26 protein-coding genes are annotated in these 21,238 nt (G+C 63.5%); 18 read left to right on the top strand and 8 right to left on the bottom strand.

Translation table 11 applies throughout. The features are described 5' to 3' along the window. Window positions 1–173 precede the first annotated feature (173 nt). The 5 genes from EN862_RS04005 to EN862_RS03985 all read left to right on the top strand — a co-directional run bounded on the left by EN862_RS04005 (window position 174) and on the right by EN862_RS03985 (window position 3,486). Window positions 174–1,700: an ABC-F family ATP-binding cassette domain-containing protein gene (locus EN862_RS04005; protein ID WP_127864540.1), complete on the top strand. Its 1,527-nt coding sequence runs from the start codon at window positions 174–176 to the stop codon at window positions 1,698–1,700. A gap of 102 nt (window positions 1,701–1,802) precedes the next feature. Next, a complete protein-coding gene (locus EN862_RS04000) occupies window positions 1,803–2,192 on the top strand; it encodes a nuclear transport factor 2 family protein (RefSeq protein WP_127864539.1) in 390 nt (129 codons plus the stop codon). Between the two features lie 92 nt (window positions 2,193–2,284). Then, complete coding sequence (locus tag EN862_RS03995) at window positions 2,285–2,467, top strand: hypothetical protein (protein WP_127864538.1); 183 nt, start codon at window positions 2,285–2,287, stop codon at window positions 2,465–2,467. Window positions 2,468–2,615: 148 nt separating this feature from the next. Then, on the top strand, window positions 2,616–3,032 hold the full coding sequence (locus EN862_RS03990) for a glyoxalase/bleomycin resistance/extradiol dioxygenase family protein (RefSeq protein WP_127864537.1): 417 nt from the start codon (window positions 2,616–2,618) through the stop codon (window positions 3,030–3,032). A 100-nt stretch (window positions 3,033–3,132) separates the two neighbouring features. Beyond that, window positions 3,133–3,486, top strand: coding sequence for a DUF1428 family protein (locus EN862_RS03985; RefSeq protein ID WP_127864536.1), 354 nt, complete (start codon window positions 3,133–3,135; stop codon window positions 3,484–3,486). 324 nt (window positions 3,487–3,810) lie between these two features. On the opposite strand, the gene EN862_RS03980 is transcribed toward EN862_RS03985, so the two are convergent. Both EN862_RS03980 and EN862_RS03975 read right to left on the bottom strand, forming a co-directional pair. Then, window positions 3,811–5,445, bottom strand: a complete 1,635-nt coding sequence (locus EN862_RS03980; RefSeq protein WP_127864535.1) for a tetratricopeptide repeat-containing sulfotransferase family protein — start codon at window positions 5,443–5,445, stop codon at window positions 3,811–3,813. Between the two features lie 198 nt (window positions 5,446–5,643). Then, on the bottom strand, window positions 5,644–6,027 hold the full coding sequence (locus tag EN862_RS03975; protein ID WP_127864534.1) for a Kazal-type serine protease inhibitor domain-containing protein: 384 nt from the start codon (window positions 6,025–6,027) through the stop codon (window positions 5,644–5,646). 449 nt (window positions 6,028–6,476) lie between these two features. On the opposite strand from EN862_RS03975, the gene EN862_RS03970 reads away from it, so the two are divergent. The 3 genes from EN862_RS03970 to EN862_RS03960 all read left to right on the top strand — a co-directional run bounded on the left by EN862_RS03970 (window position 6,477) and on the right by EN862_RS03960 (window position 7,766). Next, window positions 6,477–6,689: a cold-shock protein gene (locus EN862_RS03970; RefSeq protein WP_006202520.1), complete on the top strand. Its 213-nt coding sequence runs from the start codon at window positions 6,477–6,479 to the stop codon at window positions 6,687–6,689. A gap of 238 nt (window positions 6,690–6,927) precedes the next feature. Then, window positions 6,928–7,140: a cold-shock protein gene (locus tag EN862_RS03965; RefSeq protein ID WP_006202521.1), complete on the top strand. Its 213-nt coding sequence runs from the start codon at window positions 6,928–6,930 to the stop codon at window positions 7,138–7,140. Window positions 7,141–7,355: 215 nt separating this feature from the next. Further along, entirely contained in the window at window positions 7,356–7,766 is a 411-nt protein-coding gene (locus EN862_RS03960; RefSeq protein WP_127864533.1) for a BA14K family protein, read from the top strand. Between the two features lie 223 nt (window positions 7,767–7,989). Here the strand turns inward: EN862_RS03960 and EN862_RS03955 are convergent, their stop codons facing one another. The 3 genes from EN862_RS03955 to EN862_RS03945 all read right to left on the bottom strand — a co-directional run bounded on the left by EN862_RS03955 (window position 7,990) and on the right by EN862_RS03945 (window position 10,144). Next, window positions 7,990–8,631 carry an MBL fold metallo-hydrolase gene (locus tag EN862_RS03955; RefSeq protein ID WP_127864532.1) on the bottom strand — a complete coding sequence of 214 codons (642 nt, stop codon included), beginning with the start codon at window positions 8,629–8,631 and terminating at the stop codon, window positions 7,990–7,992. 164 nt (window positions 8,632–8,795) lie between these two features. Then, complete coding sequence (locus EN862_RS03950) at window positions 8,796–9,104, bottom strand: hypothetical protein (RefSeq protein ID WP_095817307.1); 309 nt, start codon at window positions 9,102–9,104, stop codon at window positions 8,796–8,798. A 146-nt stretch (window positions 9,105–9,250) separates the two neighbouring features. Next, on the bottom strand, window positions 9,251–10,144 hold the full coding sequence (locus EN862_RS03945) for a branched-chain amino acid aminotransferase (RefSeq protein ID WP_127864531.1): 894 nt from the start codon (window positions 10,142–10,144) through the stop codon (window positions 9,251–9,253). Window positions 10,145–10,404: 260 nt separating this feature from the next. On the opposite strand from EN862_RS03945, the gene EN862_RS03940 reads away from it, so the two are divergent. The 4 genes from EN862_RS03940 to EN862_RS03925 all read left to right on the top strand — a co-directional run bounded on the left by EN862_RS03940 (window position 10,405) and on the right by EN862_RS03925 (window position 14,351). Beyond that, window positions 10,405–10,932, top strand: a complete 528-nt coding sequence (locus tag EN862_RS03940) for a MarR family transcriptional regulator (protein ID WP_042647466.1) — start codon at window positions 10,405–10,407, stop codon at window positions 10,930–10,932. Next, the gene (locus tag EN862_RS03935) at window positions 10,919–11,638 is read left to right on the top strand and encodes a response regulator transcription factor (RefSeq protein ID WP_040989639.1); all 720 of its coding nucleotides are present in this window, start codon (window positions 10,919–10,921) and stop codon (window positions 11,636–11,638) included. The genes EN862_RS03940 and EN862_RS03935 overlap by 14 nt, the downstream gene beginning before the upstream one ends. A 52-nt stretch (window positions 11,639–11,690) precedes the next feature. Beyond that, window positions 11,691–13,106: an ATP-binding protein gene (locus EN862_RS03930; protein ID WP_127864529.1), complete on the top strand. Its 1,416-nt coding sequence runs from the start codon at window positions 11,691–11,693 to the stop codon at window positions 13,104–13,106. A 222-nt stretch (window positions 13,107–13,328) separates the two neighbouring features. Next, window positions 13,329–14,351 (top strand): glycosyltransferase family 1 protein, encoded by a 1,023-nt coding sequence (locus EN862_RS03925; protein WP_127864842.1) that lies wholly within the window; start codon window positions 13,329–13,331, stop codon window positions 14,349–14,351. 157 nt (window positions 14,352–14,508) lie between these two features. On the opposite strand, the gene EN862_RS03920 is transcribed toward EN862_RS03925, so the two are convergent. The 3 genes from EN862_RS03920 to EN862_RS03910 all read right to left on the bottom strand — a co-directional run bounded on the left by EN862_RS03920 (window position 14,509) and on the right by EN862_RS03910 (window position 16,004). After that, window positions 14,509–14,868, bottom strand: coding sequence for a tRNA-binding protein (locus EN862_RS03920; RefSeq protein WP_127864528.1), 360 nt, complete (start codon window positions 14,866–14,868; stop codon window positions 14,509–14,511). 18 nt (window positions 14,869–14,886) lie between these two features. Continuing rightward, on the bottom strand, window positions 14,887–15,387 hold the full coding sequence (locus EN862_RS03915) for a YbjN domain-containing protein (protein ID WP_040989643.1): 501 nt from the start codon (window positions 15,385–15,387) through the stop codon (window positions 14,887–14,889). A gap of 314 nt (window positions 15,388–15,701) precedes the next feature. Beyond that, a complete protein-coding gene (locus EN862_RS03910; RefSeq protein ID WP_127864527.1) occupies window positions 15,702–16,004 on the bottom strand; it encodes an accessory factor UbiK family protein in 303 nt (100 codons plus the stop codon). Between the two features lie 159 nt (window positions 16,005–16,163). Here EN862_RS03910 and EN862_RS03905 point away from each other — a divergent pair, with 159 nt between their 5' ends. The 6 genes from EN862_RS03905 to EN862_RS03880 all read left to right on the top strand — a co-directional run bounded on the left by EN862_RS03905 (window position 16,164) and on the right by EN862_RS03880 (window position 21,077). Then, the gene (locus EN862_RS03905) at window positions 16,164–16,346 is read left to right on the top strand and encodes a hypothetical protein (RefSeq protein ID WP_127864526.1); all 183 of its coding nucleotides are present in this window, start codon (window positions 16,164–16,166) and stop codon (window positions 16,344–16,346) included. Between the two features lie 101 nt (window positions 16,347–16,447). Continuing rightward, window positions 16,448–17,302, top strand: coding sequence for a prolipoprotein diacylglyceryl transferase (gene lgt / locus EN862_RS03900; protein WP_127864525.1), 855 nt, complete (start codon window positions 16,448–16,450; stop codon window positions 17,300–17,302). Continuing rightward, window positions 17,299–18,366, top strand: coding sequence for a class I SAM-dependent methyltransferase (locus tag EN862_RS03895; RefSeq protein ID WP_127864524.1), 1,068 nt, complete (start codon window positions 17,299–17,301; stop codon window positions 18,364–18,366). Before lgt ends, EN862_RS03895 begins: the two co-directional genes overlap by 4 nt. 89 nt (window positions 18,367–18,455) lie before the next feature. Then, window positions 18,456–19,244: a peptidoglycan editing factor PgeF gene (pgeF, locus tag EN862_RS03890; RefSeq protein ID WP_127864523.1), complete on the top strand. Its 789-nt coding sequence runs from the start codon at window positions 18,456–18,458 to the stop codon at window positions 19,242–19,244. Then, window positions 19,244–20,395 carry a Xaa-Pro peptidase family protein gene (locus EN862_RS03885; protein ID WP_127864522.1) on the top strand — a complete coding sequence of 384 codons (1,152 nt, stop codon included), beginning with the start codon at window positions 19,244–19,246 and terminating at the stop codon, window positions 20,393–20,395. Before pgeF ends, EN862_RS03885 begins: the two co-directional genes overlap by 1 nt. 55 nt (window positions 20,396–20,450) lie before the next feature. After that, a complete protein-coding gene (locus EN862_RS03880) occupies window positions 20,451–21,077 on the top strand; it encodes a hypothetical protein (RefSeq protein WP_127864521.1) in 627 nt (208 codons plus the stop codon). The last annotated feature ends 161 nt before the right edge of the window (window positions 21,078–21,238 follow it).

Here is a 21,238-nt window from a genome sequence, read left to right as displayed (position 1 = left end):
GTGGCCCGATTTGCGCCCTGCGAGCTTGCTTGCAGGGCTGACCGGACGGTCCGGGTTTTCCCGTTTCGATTTTTGGTCTGCCCTTCGTGGCGCCGTTAAGCTGATCGGTTGATCGGCCAGCGCACCGTCAAAGTGCATCAGCCGGACTTTCCGGCAAGACCAGAGAAATCGACATGGCCTTGATCAGCCTCAAATCCCTCGGCGTCACCATGGGTGCGCCGCTCTTCTCCAATCTCGATCTCACCATCGGCGCGAGCGACCGGCTCGGCATCGTCGCGGCCAATGGCCGTGGCAAGTCCACACTTCTCAAATGTCTGGCGGGCGCATTCGAACCCACCGCCGGCGACATCACTCGCTCGCGCGGCCTGCGCGTCGGCCATGTCGAGCAATCCGTTCCCGACGCGCTGCTCGGCCGCAGCTTCCATGACGTCGTCGCTGATGCCTTGCCGGCGGAGCAGCGCGACAGCGAGCTGTGGCGGGTCGACGTGGTGCTGGATTCGCTCGACATGCGGGAAGACATGCGCGGCCGGCCGATGCGCGCGCTGAGCGGCGGCTGGCAGCGGCTGGCGTTGATTGCCCGCGTCTGGGTGACCGACCCGGACGTGCTTCTGCTCGACGAGCCGACCAATCATCTCGATCTCGCCAGGATCAGCCAGTTGGAGGACTGGCTCAACGCACTGCCGCGCGACGTGCCTGTGATCGTCGCCAGCCACGACCGTGCCTTCCTCGACGCCACCACCAACCGCACGCTGTTCCTGCGTCCGGAGGACTCACCGGTGTTCGCTCTGCCCTATTCGCGCGCCAGGCAAGCGCTCGACGAGCTCGACGCCGCAACGGCGCGCAAATTCGAGCGCGACATGAAGATTGCTCAGCAGCTGCGCAAGCAGGCCGCCAAGCTGAACAACATCGGCATCAATTCAGGCAGCGACCTTTTGACGGTGAAAACCAAGCAGTTGAAGGAACGGGCCGAGAAGCTCGAGGATGCCGCAATACAAGCGCATCGCGAGCGTTCGGCCGGCGCAATCAGGCTGGCGAACCGCGGCACCCACGCCAAGGTGCTGATCACGCTGGAGGACGCGGCGGTCGAAACGCCCGACGGCGCGCTGCTGTTCAAGACCGGCAAGCGCCATATCTGCCAGGACGATCGCATCGTGCTGCTCGGCCGCAACGGCGTCGGCAAGACGCGCTTCATCGCCATGATCCGCAACGCCATCGCCGAACCGGGCTCGATCGCGAACATCAAGGTGACGCCGTCGACCGTGCTCGGCTACAGCGACCAGGCGCTGTCGGGCATCAATGCCAGCGACACGCCGCTGGCGATGCTCTCGCGCCGCTTCGAGGTCGGCGAGCAGCGGGCGCGTTCGCTGCTCGCCGGCGCCGGCGTTGCCGTCGAAATGCAGGAGAAAAAGATCGGCGCCTTGTCGGGCGGGCAGCGGTCGAGACTGATGATGTTGGTACTCCGGCTCATCCATCCCAATTTCTATCTGCTCGACGAGCCGACCAACCATCTCGACATCGATGGCCAGGAAGCATTGGAGGACGAGTTGCTGAAGCATCAGGCAAGCTGTCTGCTTGCCTCGCACGACCGCTCCTTCATCCGCGCCGTCGGCAACCGCTTCTGGCTGATCGAGAAGCGGCGGCTGACCGAAGTCGACGACCCGGAAGCGTTCTTTCGCTCCGTCGCCGAAACGCCGAACTGAGAGGCGATACACCTGCCGGGCCGCCACCGCCGGCCCGGCAATACTTTTCCATCTGCTAAAAAAGGAGCATCTTGGATTGCTCAGCCATGGAGGGAACGGGCCATGCGTGCAGTGGAAATCGTCAGCAATCTCTACAAAGCCTATGCGGACCGCGACATCGAGGGCGCCCTGGCGCGGTGCGCCGAGGATGTCGTCTTCCGCTGGATTGCCGATCCCCGGCAATCGCGTCATGCCGGCACCGCGCACGGCAAGCAGGAATTCCTCTCCAGGCTGCTGGCGCTCGATCATGACTTCGAATACCGCCACTTTGTCCCGGTCGAGATCATCGACGGTGGCGACAAGGTTGCCGCGCAGGTCGAGATCCACATGACGCGCCGCGCCACCGGCCAGGAGTTCGTCATGCGCACCGCCAATTTCTGGACGGTCCGCGACGGCGAGATCATCGAGATGGTGGAATATTACGACACCGCGCTGGCGGCGTCGGTGTTCTGAAAAAGATTGGGGCGATCTGTCGGATCGCCGATTGCCGCCTCGTCCTTGGGATGCCGACACGATGATGCCGGCATCAACCAGGGAGAACAATCATGTCGGTACTGTCGTCCATCGGCCGCCTCGCCAACCGGTATGCCCAGGCGCGTGCCCGTCACCGCAGCGAGCGCATCCTGCTCTCGCTGCCTGCAGAGCTGCGCAAGGACATCGGCTTTCCGGAGATTTTCGAAACGCGCGAAAGCCGCCGCGCCAGCACCTTCTCCGCGAAGGTCATATAAAATGATGCTTTCAATGCGATCGTCTTGCGGCCGCGCGGCTGCAACGCAAGGCGCTTAAAAAGAATTTCTGGAGGCATGTAGGATCGCCGCCGCTTCGTCCGTCCTTGGGCCGCAAGCCAGGTCAAACTCCGTGAAGAGGAACACGAATATGAACGACCAGACCCCGCCCCGCGCCAAGGTTCTTGGCGGATTGACCCCCTACCTGCAGGTCGACGGCGCCATCAAGGCCGCCGAATTCTACAAGAAGGCTTTCGGCGCGGAGGAAGTGTTCGCCTATCCGCCGGACGACAAGGGCCGCACCATGCACATCCATCTCTACGTCAACGGCTCGACGCTGATGCTGGGCGACGCCTATCCGGAACACGGCCACCCGCATCAGGCGGCCCAAGGCTATACTCTGCAGCTCCATCTCGGCAGCGACGACATCGATGCCTGGTGGAAGCGCGCGGTCGACGCCGGCTGCGAGGTCGTCACCCCGCTGCAGGTGATGTTCTGGGGCGACCGCTGGGGCCAGGTGAAGGACCCCTTCGGCGTAGCCTGGGCGATGAACGCGCCGGTGAAGTAATTCCTAGCGAGCAGCGTTGCCCGCAGGGCTGACGCGCTCACCCGCGCCGGGTCGTATCCCCGCCGACCCGGCGCTTGTTTTTTAGCAAAGGAGTTTCACCATGTCCTATGTCGACGGTTTCGTGATTGCCGTGCCGAAGGCAAATCTCGATGACTACAAGAAGCTCGCCAATCTTGCAGGCCCGATATGGATGGAGCACGGCGCGCTCTCCTATGTCGAATGCATCGGCGACGACGTGCCCTATGGCGAGCTGACCTCGTTTCCGCGCGCCGTTCAGGCCAAGGACGACGAGATCGTCATCTTCGCCTGGGTGGTCTACGAATCCAGACAAAGCCGCGACGCGGTCATGGCCAAGGTGATGGCCGATGAGCGCCTCAAGATGGACTGGTCCGCCATGCCGTTCGACGGCAAGCGCATGATCTTCGGCGGCTTCCAGCCATTTATCGAGCTTTGAGGGCTGACTGAACCCCAGTGTCGGCTGATCGCAATGCTTTGCGGTTGGCCGAGACGCTCGTCAGATCGTCATCCACAGGCGGAGCAAGGAGCGAAGCGACGCGGCGCAGACCCGAGGATCCATTCCGTTACCTATGAGTGTCACCGCGGTGCAGAACGATCTCTGTTCTGCACCGCCTTACCCCTCGCGCGAGGTCACGGCATGGATCCTCGGGTCTACGCGCCCGCTTCGCTCCCGCTCCGCCCGTGGATGACGAAGGCGAGAAGCGCGATCAAACGGTGAAGCGCAGGGAACCGCCGTTCGCAGGCCGGCCTCACCTCAATATCAGCCCAGCTTGTCCAGCAGCGGCTTCAGCCGGTCTCCATAGCGCTTCCACAGATCGACCGAGCCCTGATACATCGGCTGGCGCACCTGCGCGGCGGAAGCGGTACGCACCGGCCGATCCGTCTCGTGGAACGACAGAACCTTGTCGTCCCAGGGCAGGCCGAGATACGCCATCAGCGCCCACGTTTGCCCTTCCTGGTCGGCGACGAAATCCTCATAGCGCACGTCGTGCACGACGCCCGGCAGCACCTTGTGCCAATGCGCCATGATGTCGGTGTAGAGGTTATGGAAATCGGCGAGCTCGCCGAGATCGTAGCCATAGCGGTGGCTGTCGCCGCGGAAATGCACCTTGAAGATCGACAGGCAGGTGGCGGCCGCGTCGCGGGCGCAATGCACGATCTTGGCCTTCGGCAGCATCATGTGCAGGAAGCCGACCAGCATGAAGTTGCCCGGCATCTTGTCGGTGACATGGCGGTAGCCCGGATAGCGGGTATGCAGCATGTCGAGATAGGCTTGACCAGCTTCGGCGAAGGCCTTGTCGGGCATATCGGCGATCCCGGCGGGAAAGCCGCCCGGCATGCTCATCGGAAACTGCTTGCCAACGGCCGTCTTCAGGATGCTCAACTCGCCGGCGCCATAGACTTGCGGATGACTGGCGATGATCTGCTCGACCAGCGTGGTGCCGGAGCGCGGCATGCCGACAACGAAGATCGGCGTATCGTCGGAAACATCGCTCGTCCGGTGCTTCTCGAAGAAGGCCTTGTCGAAGGCGGCCTTCATTGCCTCGAACTCGTCGCGCGTGCGGACCGGATCGTAGTCGATACCCTGGCGGCGGATGGCATTGCCCTCGGCGAAATAGTCGAAAGCGCGGCCATAGTCCTTGAGGTCGTCATGGACCTTGCCGAGACCGAAGGAAAGCTGCATGCGCGCCAGGCTGCCCTGCGGTGCCTTGGCATGCTCGGCTTCCATGCCGGAAAGCTCCTTGTCGCGTTCGGTCTGACGCTTGACCTGGGTCAAAAGCAGCCAGGCTTTGGCCATACCGGGAACAACCGCCACCGCCTGTCGGGCAAGATCGGCGGCTTCGCCGAGCTTGCCCTTCTCCATCATGGCCACGCTGAGCCCGTAAAGCAGCTCGGCGTCCTTCGGCCGGATCGACAAGGACTCGCGAAACAGGGCGATCGCCTCATCCAGCCGCCCGGCCTCCTGCAGCGTTTCCGCAAGCCCGATGCGGGCACGGACATGGAACGGGTTGCGGCCGATCGTGCCGCGATAGATCTCCTCGGCGACGTCGAACTGGCCGAGCTGCTTCAGCGACGAACCGAGATTGTCGCGCGCCGCCAGCTGGTCCGGCTTGATATCCACCGCGCCGCGAAAGAAATCGACCGCGGCGGCGACCCGACCGAGGTCGCGCATGACCGTGCCCATATTGTTGAGGAAGTCGGCGTTCCCGGGCTGCAGCGTCACCGACTGTTCGATGAGCTCGAGCCCCTCCTCGCTGCGACCGGTCTGGTGCAGCAGCAGTCCGAGGAAGTGCAAGGCGGCGGCATGGTTCGGCTGCTGCCCCAGGACCTGCCGATAGAGCGCCTCGGCTTCCTGACGGCGCCCGGCCTGGTGCAGCTGCAGCGCCCGCTGCACATAGGGATCGAGCGGGCTGGCCGTTCCCGGCTTGCCGCCCGCATTCGCCGCTCTTCTTTGATCTCTGTTAATGGGAAACCTGCCGTGTTCGTTGGTCCGCCGGACCTAAGCCATGCGGGCAAGAGATTCAAGGCTAAGCAACACCACGCGCGTTGCGCTGTCTATACCCGCCTGTTGAGGCGGACACCGCGTTACTTCTCAGCACGGACCGTCGCCGACGACGCGGTAGTCCGCCGCGCGGGCCTCGCATGCGTTCGGGAAGGTGCGCACTTGCCCTTGGCGCCTGGCGCAGACCGGGGCGTATTCGCGCGTGCAGAATGTCTGCTCGCCGCCGCCGTCGCGGCAAGGGCCGTCACGCATGATGCGGTAGCCTTCCCTCTCAGCCAAGCATGCGTTGGCGAAAGTCTGGCGGTCGCCGCCCCGCCGGGCGCAGACCGGCTGGTACTGCATGGTGCAGAGCTGCGGGTGCGGCCTGGGCGGGCGCGGGCGCGGCCCATCGTCGACCACCACGGTACAGGCCGCGAGCAGCGCCGCGAGAATGAAAATGACCGGGCCCTGCCGAGTGATCGCCAGCAAGCGCAATGTGTCCTCCTCCGTCCGGCACCCCGCGCCAACTCGCGACATCCTCGCATTCCCCGTCACGAACGCAACCACCGTTTGTGGCGCCGCCAAGCCCTTGGCCGACGGCCTCGCTCTGGCCCATGCTTGGCTCCTCTCTGGCCGATGACCCGTGCCGGCACGGGGTCTATCGAGGCCCAGCGTTGGACGCGCCGCGGGCCGCCCGCGACCGTCGTCTTGCAACCATCACGTTTCCGTGTAATAAATTTCCCCGTTCGGGCATTTGCGACCCGGAGAGCGGAACGTTTTGGACGACCTTTCCCCGATAAGTGTGAATCTCTGACAGCCCCGTTTTTCGGCGGGGGGTTTGACCATGCGCGAATGCATGACCGCCGAAGCAACCACCGGGATTTGCCCAAGGCGCGAGGCAGCGGGCAAACCACAAGACTGACACGGGTGAAGGAGTTTCCCCAATGGCCCAGACCGGTACCGTAAAGTTCTTCAACGCCACCAAAGGCTTCGGCTTCATCACGCCGGATGGCGGCGCCAAGGACGTGTTCGTCCATATTTCCGCGATCGAGGCATCTGGCCTGCGCACGCTGGTCGACGGCCAGAAGGTCACCTTCGACGTCGAGCCGGACCGCATGGGCAAAGGCCCGAAGGCGGTCAACCTGCGCGCCGCCTGATCGGCGCGCAACCGCCTGTCCTTGCGGATGCAATGATGCGGCAGGATCATAAACGGGCTTTTGGACAGGCTCGAAATTGCGAAGGCGCGACCGAACGGTCGCGCCTTTTTTGCGCGCAAATCCTTGGATCGGCAGGCGAAAACTTTCTCTTGCCGATAGCGCTAAAATAAAGGACAAATTTCCTCTCGGGCAATTTGCCGGCCCGAGACTTGACTTGATGGGATCAAAGGAGTTTCCCATGCCGCAGACCGGCACCGTCAAATTCTTCAACCATGCCAAGGGCTTCGGCTTCATCACGCCCGACGATGGCGCGAAGGATGTCTTCGTCCACATTTCGGCTGTGCAGGCGTCGGGCCTTCCCGGTCTTGAGGATGGGCAGAAAGTGACATTCGACACCGAGCCGGACAAGCGCGGCAAGGGTCCGAAGGCCGTCAATCTGTCGATCGGCTAAGCCGGCTCACGACGGATCCGACGGAGGCTTTTCAGGCGGGACCGCTCCCGCCCGGAACGGGTTGTGCCTGGACTTTCGAAGAATAACCGGCCTCGAAAAAATCGATTGCGCGGATTTCCGTTCAGCCTCCGTTCAGCCACGGTCTTCTATTAACCTTTGCTAAAGCCGGTCCGCATCCCCCAAAAATGCGCGGGCCGGCGCGAAGGAGACCGAAGATGAACCGTTTTCTCAAGACCGCCATCCTGAGCGTTGGCATTGCCGCGACCACCCTGGCCACCTTCTCGGCGGCCAATGCCGATGACTGGCGCTGGCACCATCATCGCAATCATAGCGGCGACGCTCTTGCCGCCGGCGTTGTCGGTCTGGCGGCCGGCGCCCTGATCGGCAGCGCGCTCAGCAACCCCGGACCGCGCTATTACGAACCGGCCTATGGTGACGACTACTATGTCGCCCGGCCGGTGCGCCGCTACTACGTGCAGCCGCGCGTCGTCTATGCCGACCGCTATGCCGAGCCGTGGACCAGGGCCTGGTACGAATATTGCTCGGACCGCTATCGCACCTTCAATTCGCGGACCGGCACCTTCACGGGCAGCGACGGCGATCAGCATTTCTGCGTCGCCAATTAATATTTAGGGTTCCCTGCCCTAAGCAAAGCGCCGCCTCAAGCGGCGCTTTTTGTTTCTGGCCCGGCCACTCGCCACTGGGCAGGTCGTGCTGAGATTCAGGTCAAGCCGAGTCGAGAGCGGTAGGTTCCGAGAACCGGAGCGGAGCGTACTTTTGGGTACGTGAGCACCGGAAGCGCAGGAAACTGCCGCTCGCAGGCCGGCATCACCTGAATATCAGCATAACCTAGGTCAAGAACGGATTGCTCCGCCGCTCATCGCCAAAGCGGCTGCCCGGCCCATGGCCGCAGATGAAACCGATATCGTCGCCAAGCGGCAAAAGCTTGTCCTTGATCGAGGCGATCAGCGCGGCGTGGTCGCCGCCGGGCAGATCGGTGCGTCCGATCGAGCCACGGAACAGCACGTCGCCGACATGCGCGAATTTGGCCGCGCGGTTGTAGTAGACGACATGGCCCGGCGCGTGCCCCGGGCAATGCAGCACTTCGAACACGTGATTGCCGAAGGACACCGTCTCGCCTTCGGTGAGGAAGCGGTCCGGCACGCAATTGCGCACCGGATCAGTCAGGCCGAAACGCTTGGCCTGGTTCTCGAGGTTGGCAAGCAGTGGCTTGTCGGCTTCGTGCGGGCCGATAATGTCGATGCCGAGCGCCTCCTTCAGTTCCATCGCGCCGCCGGCATGGTCGATATGGCCATGCGTGATCCAGATCGCGCCGGCCTTGATGGCATTGTCCTTCAGCGCCTTGAGCACCTGGTCAATATCGCCGCCGGGATCGACGACAACGCCGTTCTTGTCGTCCATGTCGAACAATACGGTGCAGTTCTGCTGGAACGGCGTGACCGGCACGATGCCGGCATTGAGCTGACCCATGGCTTTCCTTTCTCGAGCAATTCCTGGAAAAGTCTGAACCGCTCCTGTTGTGGCCCTGATGTAGACAGGCGGCCTACCGCCGTCCACCGCCGGCCAGCACAAATATCCTGGAAACGAAAATGGGCGGCCGAAGCCGCCCATCGGAAAACTTGAAGCGAGAGGCCTTATTTCTTCATCGCGTTCATGACCGCGCCGATGATGCCGGTCAGGATGGCGCCGCCGCCGACGCCGCCGAGAAGGTTCTTCAGGTCGAGCGCGCTACCGATTCCGCCCGCCGCGGCCGCCGCGTCGACACCACCGCCGCCCAACAGGCTACCAAGGATGGCCGCACCGCCGACGCCGCCGATCGCGCCGCTGAGGATTTTGGTAAGCTGGCCCATCGCCGCTTGCTTCAGCGCCGCGCCAACCGCCTGGCCGCCGATAACGCCGGCAATTACCTGTACAACGATCTGAATAATCGTGTTGCTGTCCATGTAACTAGTCCCTCCATAGCCGCCTGCCTCCAAGGGCCGACACCATCATGAGACGCCGAACCGTTCGAAAGTCAAATGCATGAAAGCTTAAATAAAAAGGGCGGCCCGAAAACCGCCCCTCTTGCAAAAAAAAGCTGTGACTATCGCTATTCTGCGGCGATCGCGTGCTTTGGTTGCACTGCAGCAGAATAGTCGTTCATCAACGTCTTGACGATCTCCCCGACCTCGAATCGGTGTGGGCCGATCTCCGAAACCGGTGTCACCTCGGCCGCGGTACCGGTCAGGAAGCATTGCTCGAAACCTTCGAGCTCTTCCGGCATGATGGCGCGCTCGATCATTTCGAAACCACGGTCCTTCGCCAGGCCGATCACCGTGCGGCGGGTGATGCCGTCGAGGAAGCAGTCGGGCGTCGGCGTATGGATCTTGCCGTCCTTGACGAAGAAGATGTTGGCGCCGGTGGCTTCCGCCACCTGGCCGCGCCAGTCGAGCATCATGGCGTCGGCATAGCCCTTGGCCTCGGCCGCATGCTTGGACAGCGTGCAGATCATGTAGAGGCCGGCGGCCTTGGACTTGGACGGCGCGGTGCGCGGATCCGGCCGGCGCCATTCGGCGACATCGAGGCGGATGCCCTTGAGCTTCTGCGCGGGGTCGAAATAGCTCGGCCATTGCCAGATGGCGATGGCGCAATTGATGCGGTTGTTCTGCGCCGAGACACCCATCTGCTCGCTGCCGCGCCAGGCGATCGGGCGCACATAGGCATCCTGGAAACCCTGCTTCTTCAAAAGCGTGCGGCAGGCCTCGTCGATCTCGGCGACCGTATAGGGAATCTTGAAACCGAGCAGGCGCGCCGATTCATGCAGGCGCTCATTGTGCTCGGTCAGCTTGAAGATCTGGCCGCCATAGGCGCGCTCGCCCTCGAAGACTGCGCTGGCATAGTGCAAGCCATGGGTCAGCACATGGACCTTGGCGTCGGCCCATTTGACGAACTCGCCGTTCATCCAGATGAAGCCTTCCAGTTGATCGAAGGGAACGGATGCCATGGAAACCTCCCGCGGGCGGGCGCCCGCAAATCGTTGTGTTTTATAGCCTTCATGCCGGCCTCGTCACAGGATCCGAAACGCTGGCCGGTGCTTGAAAGCGTAGGCGGATATTCAATTCGTGGCAAACTCAGGAAGTTCCGGAAAAACGGCTCCCTCTTGCCTTTTCGTTCGCAATCCGCCGAAAAGCTTGTCAAAAATTATCATTGCTCGGAAATTACGTCAATAGTACTGACATAATTCCCGCCTCGCATGGAGAAATGATGACGAGCCCCGCAGCCGGAAAACCGATCAGGACGGCGATCGCCGATGAGGACGGCATCGACTTCGCCATCATCGAACTGTTCTTCTTCGCCTATCGCGATTTCACCTCCGACCCGGACCAGATCCTTGCCGATTATGGCTTCGGCCGCGCCCATCACCGTGTGCTGCACTTCGTCAACCGCAGGCCGGGCCTCACCGTCGCAGAACTGCTCGATGTGCTGAAGATCACCAAGCAGAGCCTTGCGCGGGTCTTGAAGCAGCTGATCGACACCGATCATATCGTCCAGGTGCAGGGTCCGCGCGACCGCCGGCAGCGCGAGCTCTACCCGACCGCCAAGGGCCGCGCGCTGGCCTTGGCGCTGGCGCGGCCACAGTCGCGCCGCATCCGTGCGGCATTGGAGGATTCCGGAGCCACCGAGCGCGCCACGATCGAGCGTTTCCTGGAAGCGATGGTCAATCCGGAACTAAGAGCGCAGATCGACATTGTGCCTGCGCAAACATCGGGGAAGAACCATGGAGACCATTGAGAAGGTCGATCATCCGGCCGCGCCCGACGATGACGCGCCGCATCTTCTGGTTGTCGATGACGACACGCGTATTCGCAACCTGCTCAAGCAGTATCTGTCCGAGAACGGTTTTCGCGTCACCGTCGCCGGCAATTCCGGCGAAGCCAGGCGCAAGCTCGCCGGCCTCGACTTCGACCTTTTGGTGCTCGACGTCATGATGCCGGGGGAAACCGGCGTCGACCTCACCAAGGCGCTGCGGGCCGAGAAGAACGTGCCGATCCTGATGCTGACGGCGCTGTCCGAGACCGACAGCCGCATTACCGGGCTGGAAGCCGGCGCCGATGATTACCTGCCGAAGCCGTTCGATCCGCGCGAGCTGATCCTGCGCATCAACAACATCCTGCGCCGTGGCGGCCCGGCCGCGACGCCGAAGGTGGAACAGCTGGTGTTCGGACCTTATACGTTCCAGATCGCCAAGCGCGAATTGAAGCGGGGCGGCGAGGCGCTTAAGCTGACCGACCGCGAGCAGGAGATCCTCGCGATCTTCGCCGCGCGAGCGGGCGAGACCATACCGCGCCATGAATTGGTGGGCGATGAATCGGATGTCGGCGAGCGCACCATCGACGTGCAGATCAACCGGCTGCGCCGCAAGATCGAGCGCGATCCGTCCAATCCGGTGTGGCTGCAGACGGTGCGCGGTATTGGGTATCGGCTCAGCGTCGAATAGGTTACCGTCGAAGGCCCTTTGCTGAACAGGCCATCGACGAGCGGAAGGGCGAATGGCGACCACGCAACTGGAACAGCCGAAAGGGAGCGGCCTGCGCGATCTCGCGCTGCGGACGCTGAGGGCGATGCCGCGCGCCTGGAACCGGTTCTGGCGCCTGATCGCGCTCTACATGCCGAAGCGGCTCTACGCCCGCTCGCTGATCATCGTCATCGCGCCGATGATCCTGCTGCAGTCGGTGATCGCCTTCGTTTTCATGGAACGCCACTGGCAGACGGTCACCCAGCGCCTGTCGCAGGCGACGATCTCGGACATTGCGGCCGTCATCGACATGATGGAGACCTATCCGCACGACGCCGACTACGCCAACATCATTCGTATCGCCCAGGACCGCATGCAGTTGAAAGTGGATCTGCTGCCGCCAGATCCGTTGCCGCCGCCCGGCCCGAAGCCGTTCTTCTCGATCCTCGACGAGGCGCTGTCGTCGGAGATCACGAGACAGATCAACCGTCCGTTCTGGATCGACACGGTCGGCAACTCGAACGTCGTCGAGGTCCGCGTCCAACTCGAAGGCAAGGTGCTGCGCGTCTTCGTGCGGCGCAGCCAGGCCTATGCCTCGAACACGCATATCTTCCTGATCTGGATGGTCGGCACCTCGCTGGTTCTGCTGATGATCGCCATTCCCTTCCTGCGCAATCAGATCAGGCCGATCCTGACGCTCGCCGAGGCTGCCGAGAGCTTCGGCAAGGGCCGGCCGATGCCGCGCGATTTCCGCCCGCGCGGCGCCGAGGAGGTTCGCCGCGCCGGCTTCGCCTTCATCCAGATGCGTGAGCGTATCGAGCGCCAGATCGAGCAGCGCACCGCCATGCTGACCGGCGTCAGCCACGACCTCAGGACCATCCTCACCCGCTTCAAGCTGCAGCTGGCCCTGGCCGGCGGAAAGGCGGAAACCAAGGCCGCGCTGAACCAGGACATTGACGACATGCAGTCGATGCTGGAAGGCTATCTCGCTTTTGCCCGCGGCGAGTCCGCGGAGGATACCGGCCGTTTCGACCTCATGGCCTATTTCCAGAAGCTCGGCGAGGAAGCGCAATTGCGTCGCTGCAAGCTCACGACGACGCTGACCGGCGACCCGGCGGTGCATGTGCGGCCGAACGCCTTTGCCCGTTTGCTTTCGAACGTCATCGGCAATGCTTTCCGCTATGCCAAGACCGTCGAGGTCCACGCCGACCACGGCCGTGGCTCGCTCACCGTCACCATCGACGACAATGGGCCGGGTATCGCGCCCGACAAGCGTGAAGAGGTGTTCAAGCCATTCCTGCGGCTGGACGAGGCGCGCAACCTGGATGCCAGCGGCACCGGACTTGGCCTGTCGATCGCCCGCGACATCGCCCGCAGCCATGGCGGCGACATCAGCCTCGAGGACAGCCCGCTCGGCGGCCTGCGCGCCGTGATCACGGTACCTGCGTGAGCAGAGCCAAGACAGGCTTCATCCGCCCGTCATGAAATCATGGTGAAGAGCGCGCATGAAGCGCGCGACCCTTGTTGATTCGGCCCTGCCGCCCCGCTTCGATCCCGCCCCTGCCCGGGTGCGCTGGAGCGAGGCGCGAGCTGCCGCCTGGCTGCCGTTCCGGCACCGAGCCAGCGCGCTCAGGACCTATCGCAAAGGATCGCCATGCCTATCGGGATCGCCATGCGCATCGTGATGGTCACCGACGCATGGCGGCCGCAGGTCAACGGCGTGGTGCACACGCTGGAACGCCTCACCGAGGCGCTGAAGTCCTTCGACGTCGAGCTCGACTTCCTGACGCCGAACCTCTTTCGCACCTTGCCGATGCCGACCTATCCCGACATCCGGCTGGCGCTGACCACGCCAGGTCGTGTGGCGAGCCTCATCGAAACGCGCAAGGCCGACCATATCCACATCGTCACCGAGGGTCCGCTGGGCATCATGGCGCGCCGCTATTGCCGCAAGGCCAGTCGCCCCTTCACCACCAGCTACCACACGCGCTTTCCCGAATATCTCAGCGCCCGCCTGCCGGTTCCGGAGAGCTGGGCCTATAACTGGCTGCGCGACTTTCACAATTCCGGACAGGGCACGCTTGTCGCCACACAATCGCTCGCGGACGATCTCGCGGCGCGCGGCTTCAATAAGCTCAGGCCCTGGACGCGCGGCGTCGACACCGACCACTTCCGGCCCGACAAGCGCAAGGAAACCGGATTTCCCCGCCCGGTCTTCCTGTGTGTCGGCCGCGTCGCGATCGAGAAGAACCTGACCGCCTTCCTCGACCTCGACCTGCCCGGCAGCAAGGTGATCGTCGGCGAAGGGCCGGAACTGGCGAAGCTCAAGGCGCGCTATCCCGACGCGCATTTCCTCGGCCACCGCCCGAACGACGAGCTGGCCGAGATCTACGCGTCGGCCGACGTCTTCGTCTTCCCGAGCCGCACCGACACTTTCGGCAACGTCATAATCGAGGCCCTGGCAAGCGGGACTCCAGTCGCCGCCTTTCCGGTGACCGGACCGATCGACATTGTCGGCGACGGTGTCGGCGGAGCCGTATCGAACAATCTGGGCGAGGCGGCGATGAAAGCGCTTCACGTCGATCGCGCCGAAGCGCGTCAGCGCGCCATGCGCTACAGCTGGAAGGCCTGCGCCGAAATGTTCCTCGACGTGGTCGACGAAGCGCTGGGCAGGACCCGTAAACTGGCAGCTTGATACAACGTGGCGGTTAGGATGCGCCGAGATTCAGGTCAGGCCGAGCTGAGAATGGTGGGCTCCGAGAACCGGCGCGGAGCGTACTTGAAGTACGTGAGCACCGGAAGCGCAGGAGACCGCCATTCGCAAGCCGGCCTCACCTGAATATCGACGCATCCTAGAATAGGCGCCCGCCATCCGGCACCCTCCGCTCTATGGCGCCGAGCACCACGGCGCCCTCGTCATCCGGAAAGCCAAGCGTCAGCACCTCGGACATGAACGGACCGATCTGACGCGGCGGGAAATTGACTACCGCGAAGACCTGGCGGCCGACCAGCGTCTCCGGCGCGTAATATTTGGTGATTTGCGCCGACGACTTTTTAATTCCGATGGCCGGACCGAAATCGATCTTCAGCTTGATCGCCGGCTTGCGGGCTTCCGGAAACGGCTCGGCCTCGACGATCGTGCCGGCACGGATGTCGACACGATCGAAATCGGCAAAGCTGATCTCGGGCTTGCGCTCGCTGCTGGAACTCATCGGCAATATTGGCTTGGTTCAGGCGTTTCCGTGGGTCTCGAAGAGCACGCTGGACAGCGCGTCCTTGGCCGATGTACCCGACCAGACGACGAACTGGAAGGCCTGGAAATAGCATTCGCAGGCCTCTAGCGCCGAGGACAGAAGCACCTCGACCTGCTGGCTCGACGGCTCGACCCCGCCGGCAAGCAGCAGCGACTGCCGGAACATGATCGCGCCTTCCTGCTCCCACAGATCGAAATGCCCGAACAGCATCTGCTCGTTGATCAGCGACAACAGCCGCATCACTTCCAGCGCGCGCGTCTCCGGCACCTTGATGTCGAAAGCGCAGGCAAGATGCAGCGCCTCGAAATCTTCCATCCAGGAAAAGGAGACATGGTAGTCGGTCCAGCTGCCGGCCACCGAAATCGAAATCTCGTCGTCGCCGGCGCGCTCGAAGGACCAGTCATTGTTGTGGGCCACCTGCTCGATGACATCCACCGGGTGGATTTCGCGGGAGAATTCGAGTTCGAGGAGTTCCATGAATGCTTCCTGTGTTCAGGGGAGCGCCACACGCTCCGCGGGGCACACACGACGAACAATCTTGTCTAGAACTCGGACGGTCAGGACTTTCCAACGCAAAGACCCCAACCGGACCCCACCGCCCGGCGCATGACCCTGCTTCGAATCATGCAACAAATTCAGTCTATTGATCGGGAGTCGCGTGAACAGCCCAATTTTTCGCACTGCGTCATCCGCATGTGGAAAGGTGGCTGTCACAAAGATTCATGCAATGCCGGTAAGCGATTCACGGCAAAGCGATTTTTCGGATCGCGCTATGTGGAAAAGTTTAACGATTATTTTTTTGCGCGGGGCTTCGCGGCACCCGCAGGTGCGGTCTGTCCGGTGAGTTCGGCGAGCCGGGCCTCGAGCGCCTCGACGCGCGTCGCCAGCTGGATGTTGTCTTCCCGGGCCTTGACCGCCATCTCGCGCACGGCCTCGAACTCTTCGCGCTGCACCACATCCATGGAGTTCAGCATGCGCTCGGCCTGCGCCCGGAACGCCGTCTCCACCTCGCGCCGCACGCCCTGCGCGGCACCCGCGGCATCGGTCATGATCTTTGCGAATTCGTCGAGAATGCGGTTCGGTCCGGTCGCCATGGCAGATCCTCGCTTTACTGTTTTGACGTAGTGGCGCGCGGCGCGGAATGCAAGCGTATTGCGGCCTGCTCAACTCGGTTACGATCTGATCTGACCGCGCCCACATTGGCGCTATTTGGGGCTATTATGTGTGGGGGATATTTCGAACGGGAGCGTGAGATGTCCATCAATGCGGATTCGGACAAGCGCATTGCCGCGCTAGACGCAGCGCTCGCCAAGGGCATCAGCGACGTCGAAGCAAAGCGGACAATGCCTGCCGAAGAGGTGTTTGACCGCTTAGAAGCCAAATACAGAAAATTGGCCGAAGGCCAGGCGCTGGCACGGCCACATAGCCACGACTAGCTATTCCCGAAGTCAGATTTGCCGCGCAGGCGCCGCCTTGACCCCGCCAAAACCCTGCCGCATGGTCCGCGCCCGAACGTGACCGCGCCCTGGAGATCCTGTTGAGCGAATATTTCCTTTTGCCGCTGGCCTCCCTGCCCTTTCCCAACATCGATCCGGTCATCGTCAACATCGGGCCGCTGGCGGTGCATTGGTACGGCGTCGGCTACATAGTCGGCATCCTCTTTGCCTGGTGGTATGCCAAGCGGCTAGTCACCAACACCCGCCTCTGGCCGGACGGCCACCTGCCGATGAAGCCCGAGGACCTCGACGACTTCATCGTCTGGGCGGCGATCGGCGTGGTGCTCGGTGGACGCACCGGTTACGTGCTCTTCTACGACCTGCCGCGCTATATCGCGCATCCGCTCGACATTTTCGCGGTTTGGCAGGGTGGCATGTCGTTCCATGGCGGCCTGCTCGGCGTTATCCTCGCCATGACGCTGTTCTCGCTCAAGCGCAGCATTCCCACCTGGACACTGTTCGATGTGGTGTCGGCGGGCGTGCCTGTCGGGCTCGGCCTCGTGCGTGTCGCCAACTTCATCAATTCGGAGCTTTGGGGCCGGCCCTCGGACGTGCCGTGGGCGATCGAATTCCCCAATGGCGGCCCGTTCGCCCGCCACCCAAGTCAGCTCTACGAGGCGCTGCTCGAGGGCCTGGTGCTGTTCCTGGTGCTGCGCTTCCTCACCCATTCGCGGCTCAAGCTGAAGACGCCGCGTTTCGTCGGCGGGGCCTTCATCTGCGGCTACGGCCTGTCGCGCATCTTCGTCGAATTCTTCCGCGAGCCCGACCAGCAGCTCGGCTATCTCCTCGGCACCAACTGGCTGACCATGGGCATGATCCTGTCTACCCCGATGGTTCTCGCCGGCATCTGGGCCATGGTCACGGCAAAGCCGACGCCACAGCCGCGGGCGGCATGACCCGGCTGAAGGAGCGCATCACAGGCCTGATCGGCGCAACGGGGCCGATCCCGGTCAGCGAATATATGGCGCTCTGCCTGTTCGATCCCGACGAGGGCTATTACACGACGCGCGAGCCCTTCGGCGCCGCCGGCGACTTCATCACCTCGCCTGAGATCAGCCAGATGTTCGGCGAGCTCGTTGCCGTCTGGCTCTACCAGGCCTGGCAGGGCGCCGGCCGGCCCCTACCCTCGACCTTTGCCGAGATCGGACCGGGCCGCGGCACACTGATGAAGGACATGCTGCGCACTTGGTCGCGCCTCGACCCGGCGCTGGCAGCCGGCGCCTCCTTTGCCATGATCGAGACCAGCCCGCGCCTGGCTGAAATCCAGAAACAGACGCTTGCCGGTCAAAACGCGGTATTTGCCTGGCACCAGACCATCGACACGCTGCCGCGGCAGCCGCTCTTCATCGTCGGCAACGAATTGTTCGACGCGGTGCCGATCCGGCAATTCGTCTATGTCGGCGCGGGCTGGCGCGAGCGCGTGGTCGGCCTCGACGGCGCCGACGAACTGCACTTCTTCGCTGGCGCGGGGTCCGTCGACCCGGCACTGCTGCCGGCCGCCGCCTCCGATGCGCCGCAAGGCGCCATCGTCGAGGTGGCGCCTGCCCGTTCGGCGCTGATGGCGCGGATCGCTGAACGCATAGCCGGCCGGGGCGGCGCCGGCCTCTTCATCGACTACGGCCATCTGGAGCCGGGGATCGGCGACACTTTCCAGGCGCTGCGCCGGCACCAGCGCGAGGACGTTTTGGCCAATCCAGGCGAAGCCGACCTCACCGCCCATGTCGATTTCGCCGCTCTTGCCGACATCGCGCGCGCTCACGGTCTCGATGTGCAATTGTCGACCCAGGGCGAATTCCTGCTCGGCATGGGCCTGCTCGAGCGCGCCGGCACACTGGGCGCCGATGCCGACGCCGAAACACGTCAGGCCATTTCGGACGCGGTCGAACGCCTGGCCGGCCCCGACGCGATGGGCGAGCTGTTCAAGGTGATGAAGGTCCTGCCGGCGGCGAAAGCCGCCTGATATCGGCGGGCGGCCTCGTCGTCTGGTCCTGCTTGTCGTCCGAACTTCGCCTTGACGAGACCGCCTTGCGCGGACGACAAACCCAAACCATGCTGAATCAGACCAGACCCGATCCAGTTCGCTCGCCGCAGCTCGAAAAGGCGCAAGGCATACGCCACGGCTACTTCACCCGCATCGGCGGTGTCTCGGACGGCATCTATCGGGGCCTCAACATCGGCACGGGCTCCAGCGACGACCAGACATTGGTCGCCGAGAACCGGCGGCGCGTCGCCGACTGGATGGGCGTGCCCGCGGACCATCTGCTGACCGCGCACCAGATCCATTCGCCGGATGTCGTTGTCGCCAGGGAACCCTTTGCCGGTCCTCGCCCGAAAGCCGACGCCATCGTCACCGACCGTCCGGGCATCGCCATCGGCGCATCGACCGCCGATTGTGGGCCGGTGTTGTTCGCCGATGCCGAGGCGCGCGTCATCGGCGCTGCCCATGCCGGCTGGAAGGGCGCCTTCACCGGCGTGCTCGAAAACACCGTCTTGGCGATGGAAGGCCTCGGCGCCCGCCGCGACCGCATCGTCGCTGTGCTTGGCCCCTCGATCGGCCCCGACAATTACGAGGTCGGACCTGAATTCGTCGCCCGCTTCGTCGAGGTCGACGCCGGCAATGCTCGCTATTTCAGGCCGTCGAAGACAGCCGGGCACTCGATGTTCGACCTCAACCAATATACGCTCGACCGGCTGCGCAAGGCGGGCGTGAGCGCCGAGGGCCTTGGCCGCTGCACTTACGCGGAAGAAGATCTTTTCTATTCCTACCGGCGCACCACCCACCGCAAGGAAGCCGATTACGGGCGCCAGGTTTCGGCAATCGTACTGGAGAAAGAGTAATGGCGCTGCATTTCGAACGTTCGGAATTCGACGCGCGGCGTGACCGGCTGCTGATCGAGATGGCCGAAAAGAAGCTCGACGCCGTGCTCTTGTTCGCGCAGGAGAGCATGTACTGGCTGACCGGCTACGACACGTTCGGCTTCTGCTTCTTCCAGTGCCTGGTGGTGAAAGCCGACGGCTCGATGGTGCTGCTCACCCGTTCGGCCGATTTGAGGCAAGCGCGCCAGACCTCGACCATAGAAAACATCCTGTTGTGGACCGATCGCCAGGGCGCCAATCCGGCGATCGACCTGCGCAACCTGCTCAACGACCTCGATCTGCTCGGCGCCCGCATCGGCGTCGAATACGACACCCACGGCCTGACCGCCTATAACGGCCGCCGCCTCGACGAGCAGTTGCAGACCTTCGGCCAGATCGCCGATGCCTCCGGCATCGTCGGCCGGCTGCGCCTGTTCAAGAGCCCGGCCGAGATCGCCAAGGCGGAAAAGGCCGCCAATCTTTCCGACGACGCGCTGGACGCGGCGCTGCCGCTGATCAAGCAAGGCGGCGACGAAGGGCTCATCCTCGCCGCCATGCAGGGCGCGGTCTTTGCCGGCGGCGGCGACTATCCCGCCAACGAGTATATCATCGGCTCCGGCGCCGATGCCTTGCTCTGCCGCTACAAGGCCGGCCGCCGCAAGCTCACCAAGAACGACCAACTGACGCTCGAATGGGCCGGTGTGTTCCACCATTATCATGCCCCCATGATGCGCACCATTTTGACGGGCAAGGTGTCGAAGCGCCATCAGGAACTGTTCGACGCTTCCCGGGCCGCGCTGCTCGCTGTCGAAAAGGCGATGACCCCGGGCAACACCTTCGGCGACGTCTTCGACGCGCATGCCCGCACGCTCGAGGCTCACAATCTGACCAAGCACCGGCTGAACGCCTGTGGATACTCGGTCGGCGCCCGCTTCACGCCGTCCTGGATGGACATGCCGATGTTTTATCAGGGCAACCCGGAACCGATCGCGCCCAATATGACGTTGTTCGCGCACATGATCATCATGGACTCCGAGACGGAGACAGCGATGACGCTCGGTCGCACCTACCTCACCACGGAATCGGCGCCGAAGCCGCTGTCGCGCCATGATCTCGACTTGATCGTGCAGTGAATCCATAATGGTTGGTTCACGCGGGGGCATTCGCCAGTAGGGAGTTTTCAAGCAAATGAGACGATCGCGGATGACGACCGTGTCATTGCTTGCGGCGCTGGCGCTCGGCGCCTGCACCAACGCCAAGGACGTGCTGGAACCTTCGGCCATCACCCCGCCGGCGAGCTCGGCCCAGTCCTCGGCCGCCCCTCAGGGCACATCGACGACCGCCACAACCCCGACCGCGACCGCGCCTGCCCCTACCCCCGCCCCTTCCGCCGCAGCGTCGTCCGCGACACCCAGGACACCGGCCCAGACCGCGGCTCTCGCGAAGACGCGCCTGCAGGTGGCGCCGATCGTCGGCGCATCGGTGGACGCGGCGGCACCGTTGACGGCGGAACTGCAGACCCGCGCCAAACAGCGTGGCCTGACGCTTGTCGGCAGCACCGACCAGACGGCGACGCACGTGCTGAAAGGCTATTTCTCGACGATGTCCGAGGGCAAGGACACCACCGTCATCTATGTCTGGGACATTTACGACCCCTCGGGGAACCGTCTGCATCGCATCAATGGCCAGCAGAAGGCGCCCGCGGTCGGCGGCGGCGAGGGCTGGCCGACGGTGGCGCCCGCGACCATGCAGGCCATCGCCGACCAGACGATCGACCAGTTCGCCGCGTGGCTCGGCAGCGGCGGCGCCGGTTGACCGGACCATGCCGGCCGAACTGTTGCCGGCCAAACTGTTGCCGGCTTGCGATGTTTTCCGTGTTTGTTGCGGTCGCCGGAAGGATTCCCCACAACGAGGCTTGCAATACCGGCGCGGGCCGCTAAAAGCCCGCATAAAAGGCTCATTGAGAGTCTCTTGAG

It is taken from the genome of Mesorhizobium sp. M2E.F.Ca.ET.219.01.1.1 (assembly GCF_004016445.2).
In the GTDB taxonomy this organism is placed as follows: Bacteria; Pseudomonadota; Alphaproteobacteria; order Rhizobiales; family Rhizobiaceae; genus Mesorhizobium.
Note: the sequence above shows the minus strand (reverse complement) of the source record. Positions and strands in the feature narration are given on the sequence as shown.

Coding starts and splice junctions, on each gene's coding strand:
- EN862_RS04005 (WP_127864540.1), top strand. CDS start 174: ATGGCCTTGATCAGCCTCAAATCCCTCGGCGTCACCATGGGTGCGCCG.
- EN862_RS04000 (WP_127864539.1), top strand. CDS start 1,803: ATGCGTGCAGTGGAAATCGTCAGCAATCTCTACAAAGCCTATGCGGAC.
- EN862_RS03995 (WP_127864538.1), top strand. CDS start 2,285: ATGTCGGTACTGTCGTCCATCGGCCGCCTCGCCAACCGGTATGCCCAG.
- EN862_RS03990 (WP_127864537.1), top strand. CDS start 2,616: ATGAACGACCAGACCCCGCCCCGCGCCAAGGTTCTTGGCGGATTGACC.
- EN862_RS03985 (WP_127864536.1), top strand. CDS start 3,133: ATGTCCTATGTCGACGGTTTCGTGATTGCCGTGCCGAAGGCAAATCTC.
- EN862_RS03970 (WP_006202520.1), top strand. CDS start 6,477: ATGGCCCAGACCGGTACCGTAAAGTTCTTCAACGCCACCAAAGGCTTC.
- EN862_RS03965 (WP_006202521.1), top strand. CDS start 6,928: ATGCCGCAGACCGGCACCGTCAAATTCTTCAACCATGCCAAGGGCTTC.
- EN862_RS03960 (WP_127864533.1), top strand. CDS start 7,356: ATGAACCGTTTTCTCAAGACCGCCATCCTGAGCGTTGGCATTGCCGCG.
- EN862_RS03955 (WP_127864532.1), bottom strand. CDS start 8,631: ATGGGTCAGCTCAATGCCGGCATCGTGCCGGTCACGCCGTTCCAGCAG.
- EN862_RS03950 (WP_095817307.1), bottom strand. CDS start 9,104: ATGGACAGCAACACGATTATTCAGATCGTTGTACAGGTAATTGCCGGC.
- EN862_RS03945 (WP_127864531.1), bottom strand. CDS start 10,144: ATGGCATCCGTTCCCTTCGATCAACTGGAAGGCTTCATCTGGATGAAC.
- EN862_RS03940 (WP_042647466.1), top strand. CDS start 10,405: ATGACGAGCCCCGCAGCCGGAAAACCGATCAGGACGGCGATCGCCGAT.
- EN862_RS03935 (WP_040989639.1), top strand. CDS start 10,919: ATGGAGACCATTGAGAAGGTCGATCATCCGGCCGCGCCCGACGATGAC.
- EN862_RS03930 (WP_127864529.1), top strand. CDS start 11,691: ATGGCGACCACGCAACTGGAACAGCCGAAAGGGAGCGGCCTGCGCGAT.
- EN862_RS03925 (WP_127864842.1), top strand. CDS start 13,329: ATGCGCATCGTGATGGTCACCGACGCATGGCGGCCGCAGGTCAACGGC.
- EN862_RS03920 (WP_127864528.1), bottom strand. CDS start 14,868: ATGAGTTCCAGCAGCGAGCGCAAGCCCGAGATCAGCTTTGCCGATTTC.
- EN862_RS03915 (WP_040989643.1), bottom strand. CDS start 15,387: ATGGAACTCCTCGAACTCGAATTCTCCCGCGAAATCCACCCGGTGGAT.
- EN862_RS03910 (WP_127864527.1), bottom strand. CDS start 16,004: ATGGCGACCGGACCGAACCGCATTCTCGACGAATTCGCAAAGATCATG.
- EN862_RS03905 (WP_127864526.1), top strand. CDS start 16,164: ATGTCCATCAATGCGGATTCGGACAAGCGCATTGCCGCGCTAGACGCA.
- EN862_RS03895 (WP_127864524.1), top strand. CDS start 17,299: ATGACCCGGCTGAAGGAGCGCATCACAGGCCTGATCGGCGCAACGGGG.
- pgeF (WP_127864523.1), top strand. CDS start 18,456: ATGCTGAATCAGACCAGACCCGATCCAGTTCGCTCGCCGCAGCTCGAA.
- EN862_RS03885 (WP_127864522.1), top strand. CDS start 19,244: ATGGCGCTGCATTTCGAACGTTCGGAATTCGACGCGCGGCGTGACCGG.
- EN862_RS03880 (WP_127864521.1), top strand. CDS start 20,451: ATGAGACGATCGCGGATGACGACCGTGTCATTGCTTGCGGCGCTGGCG.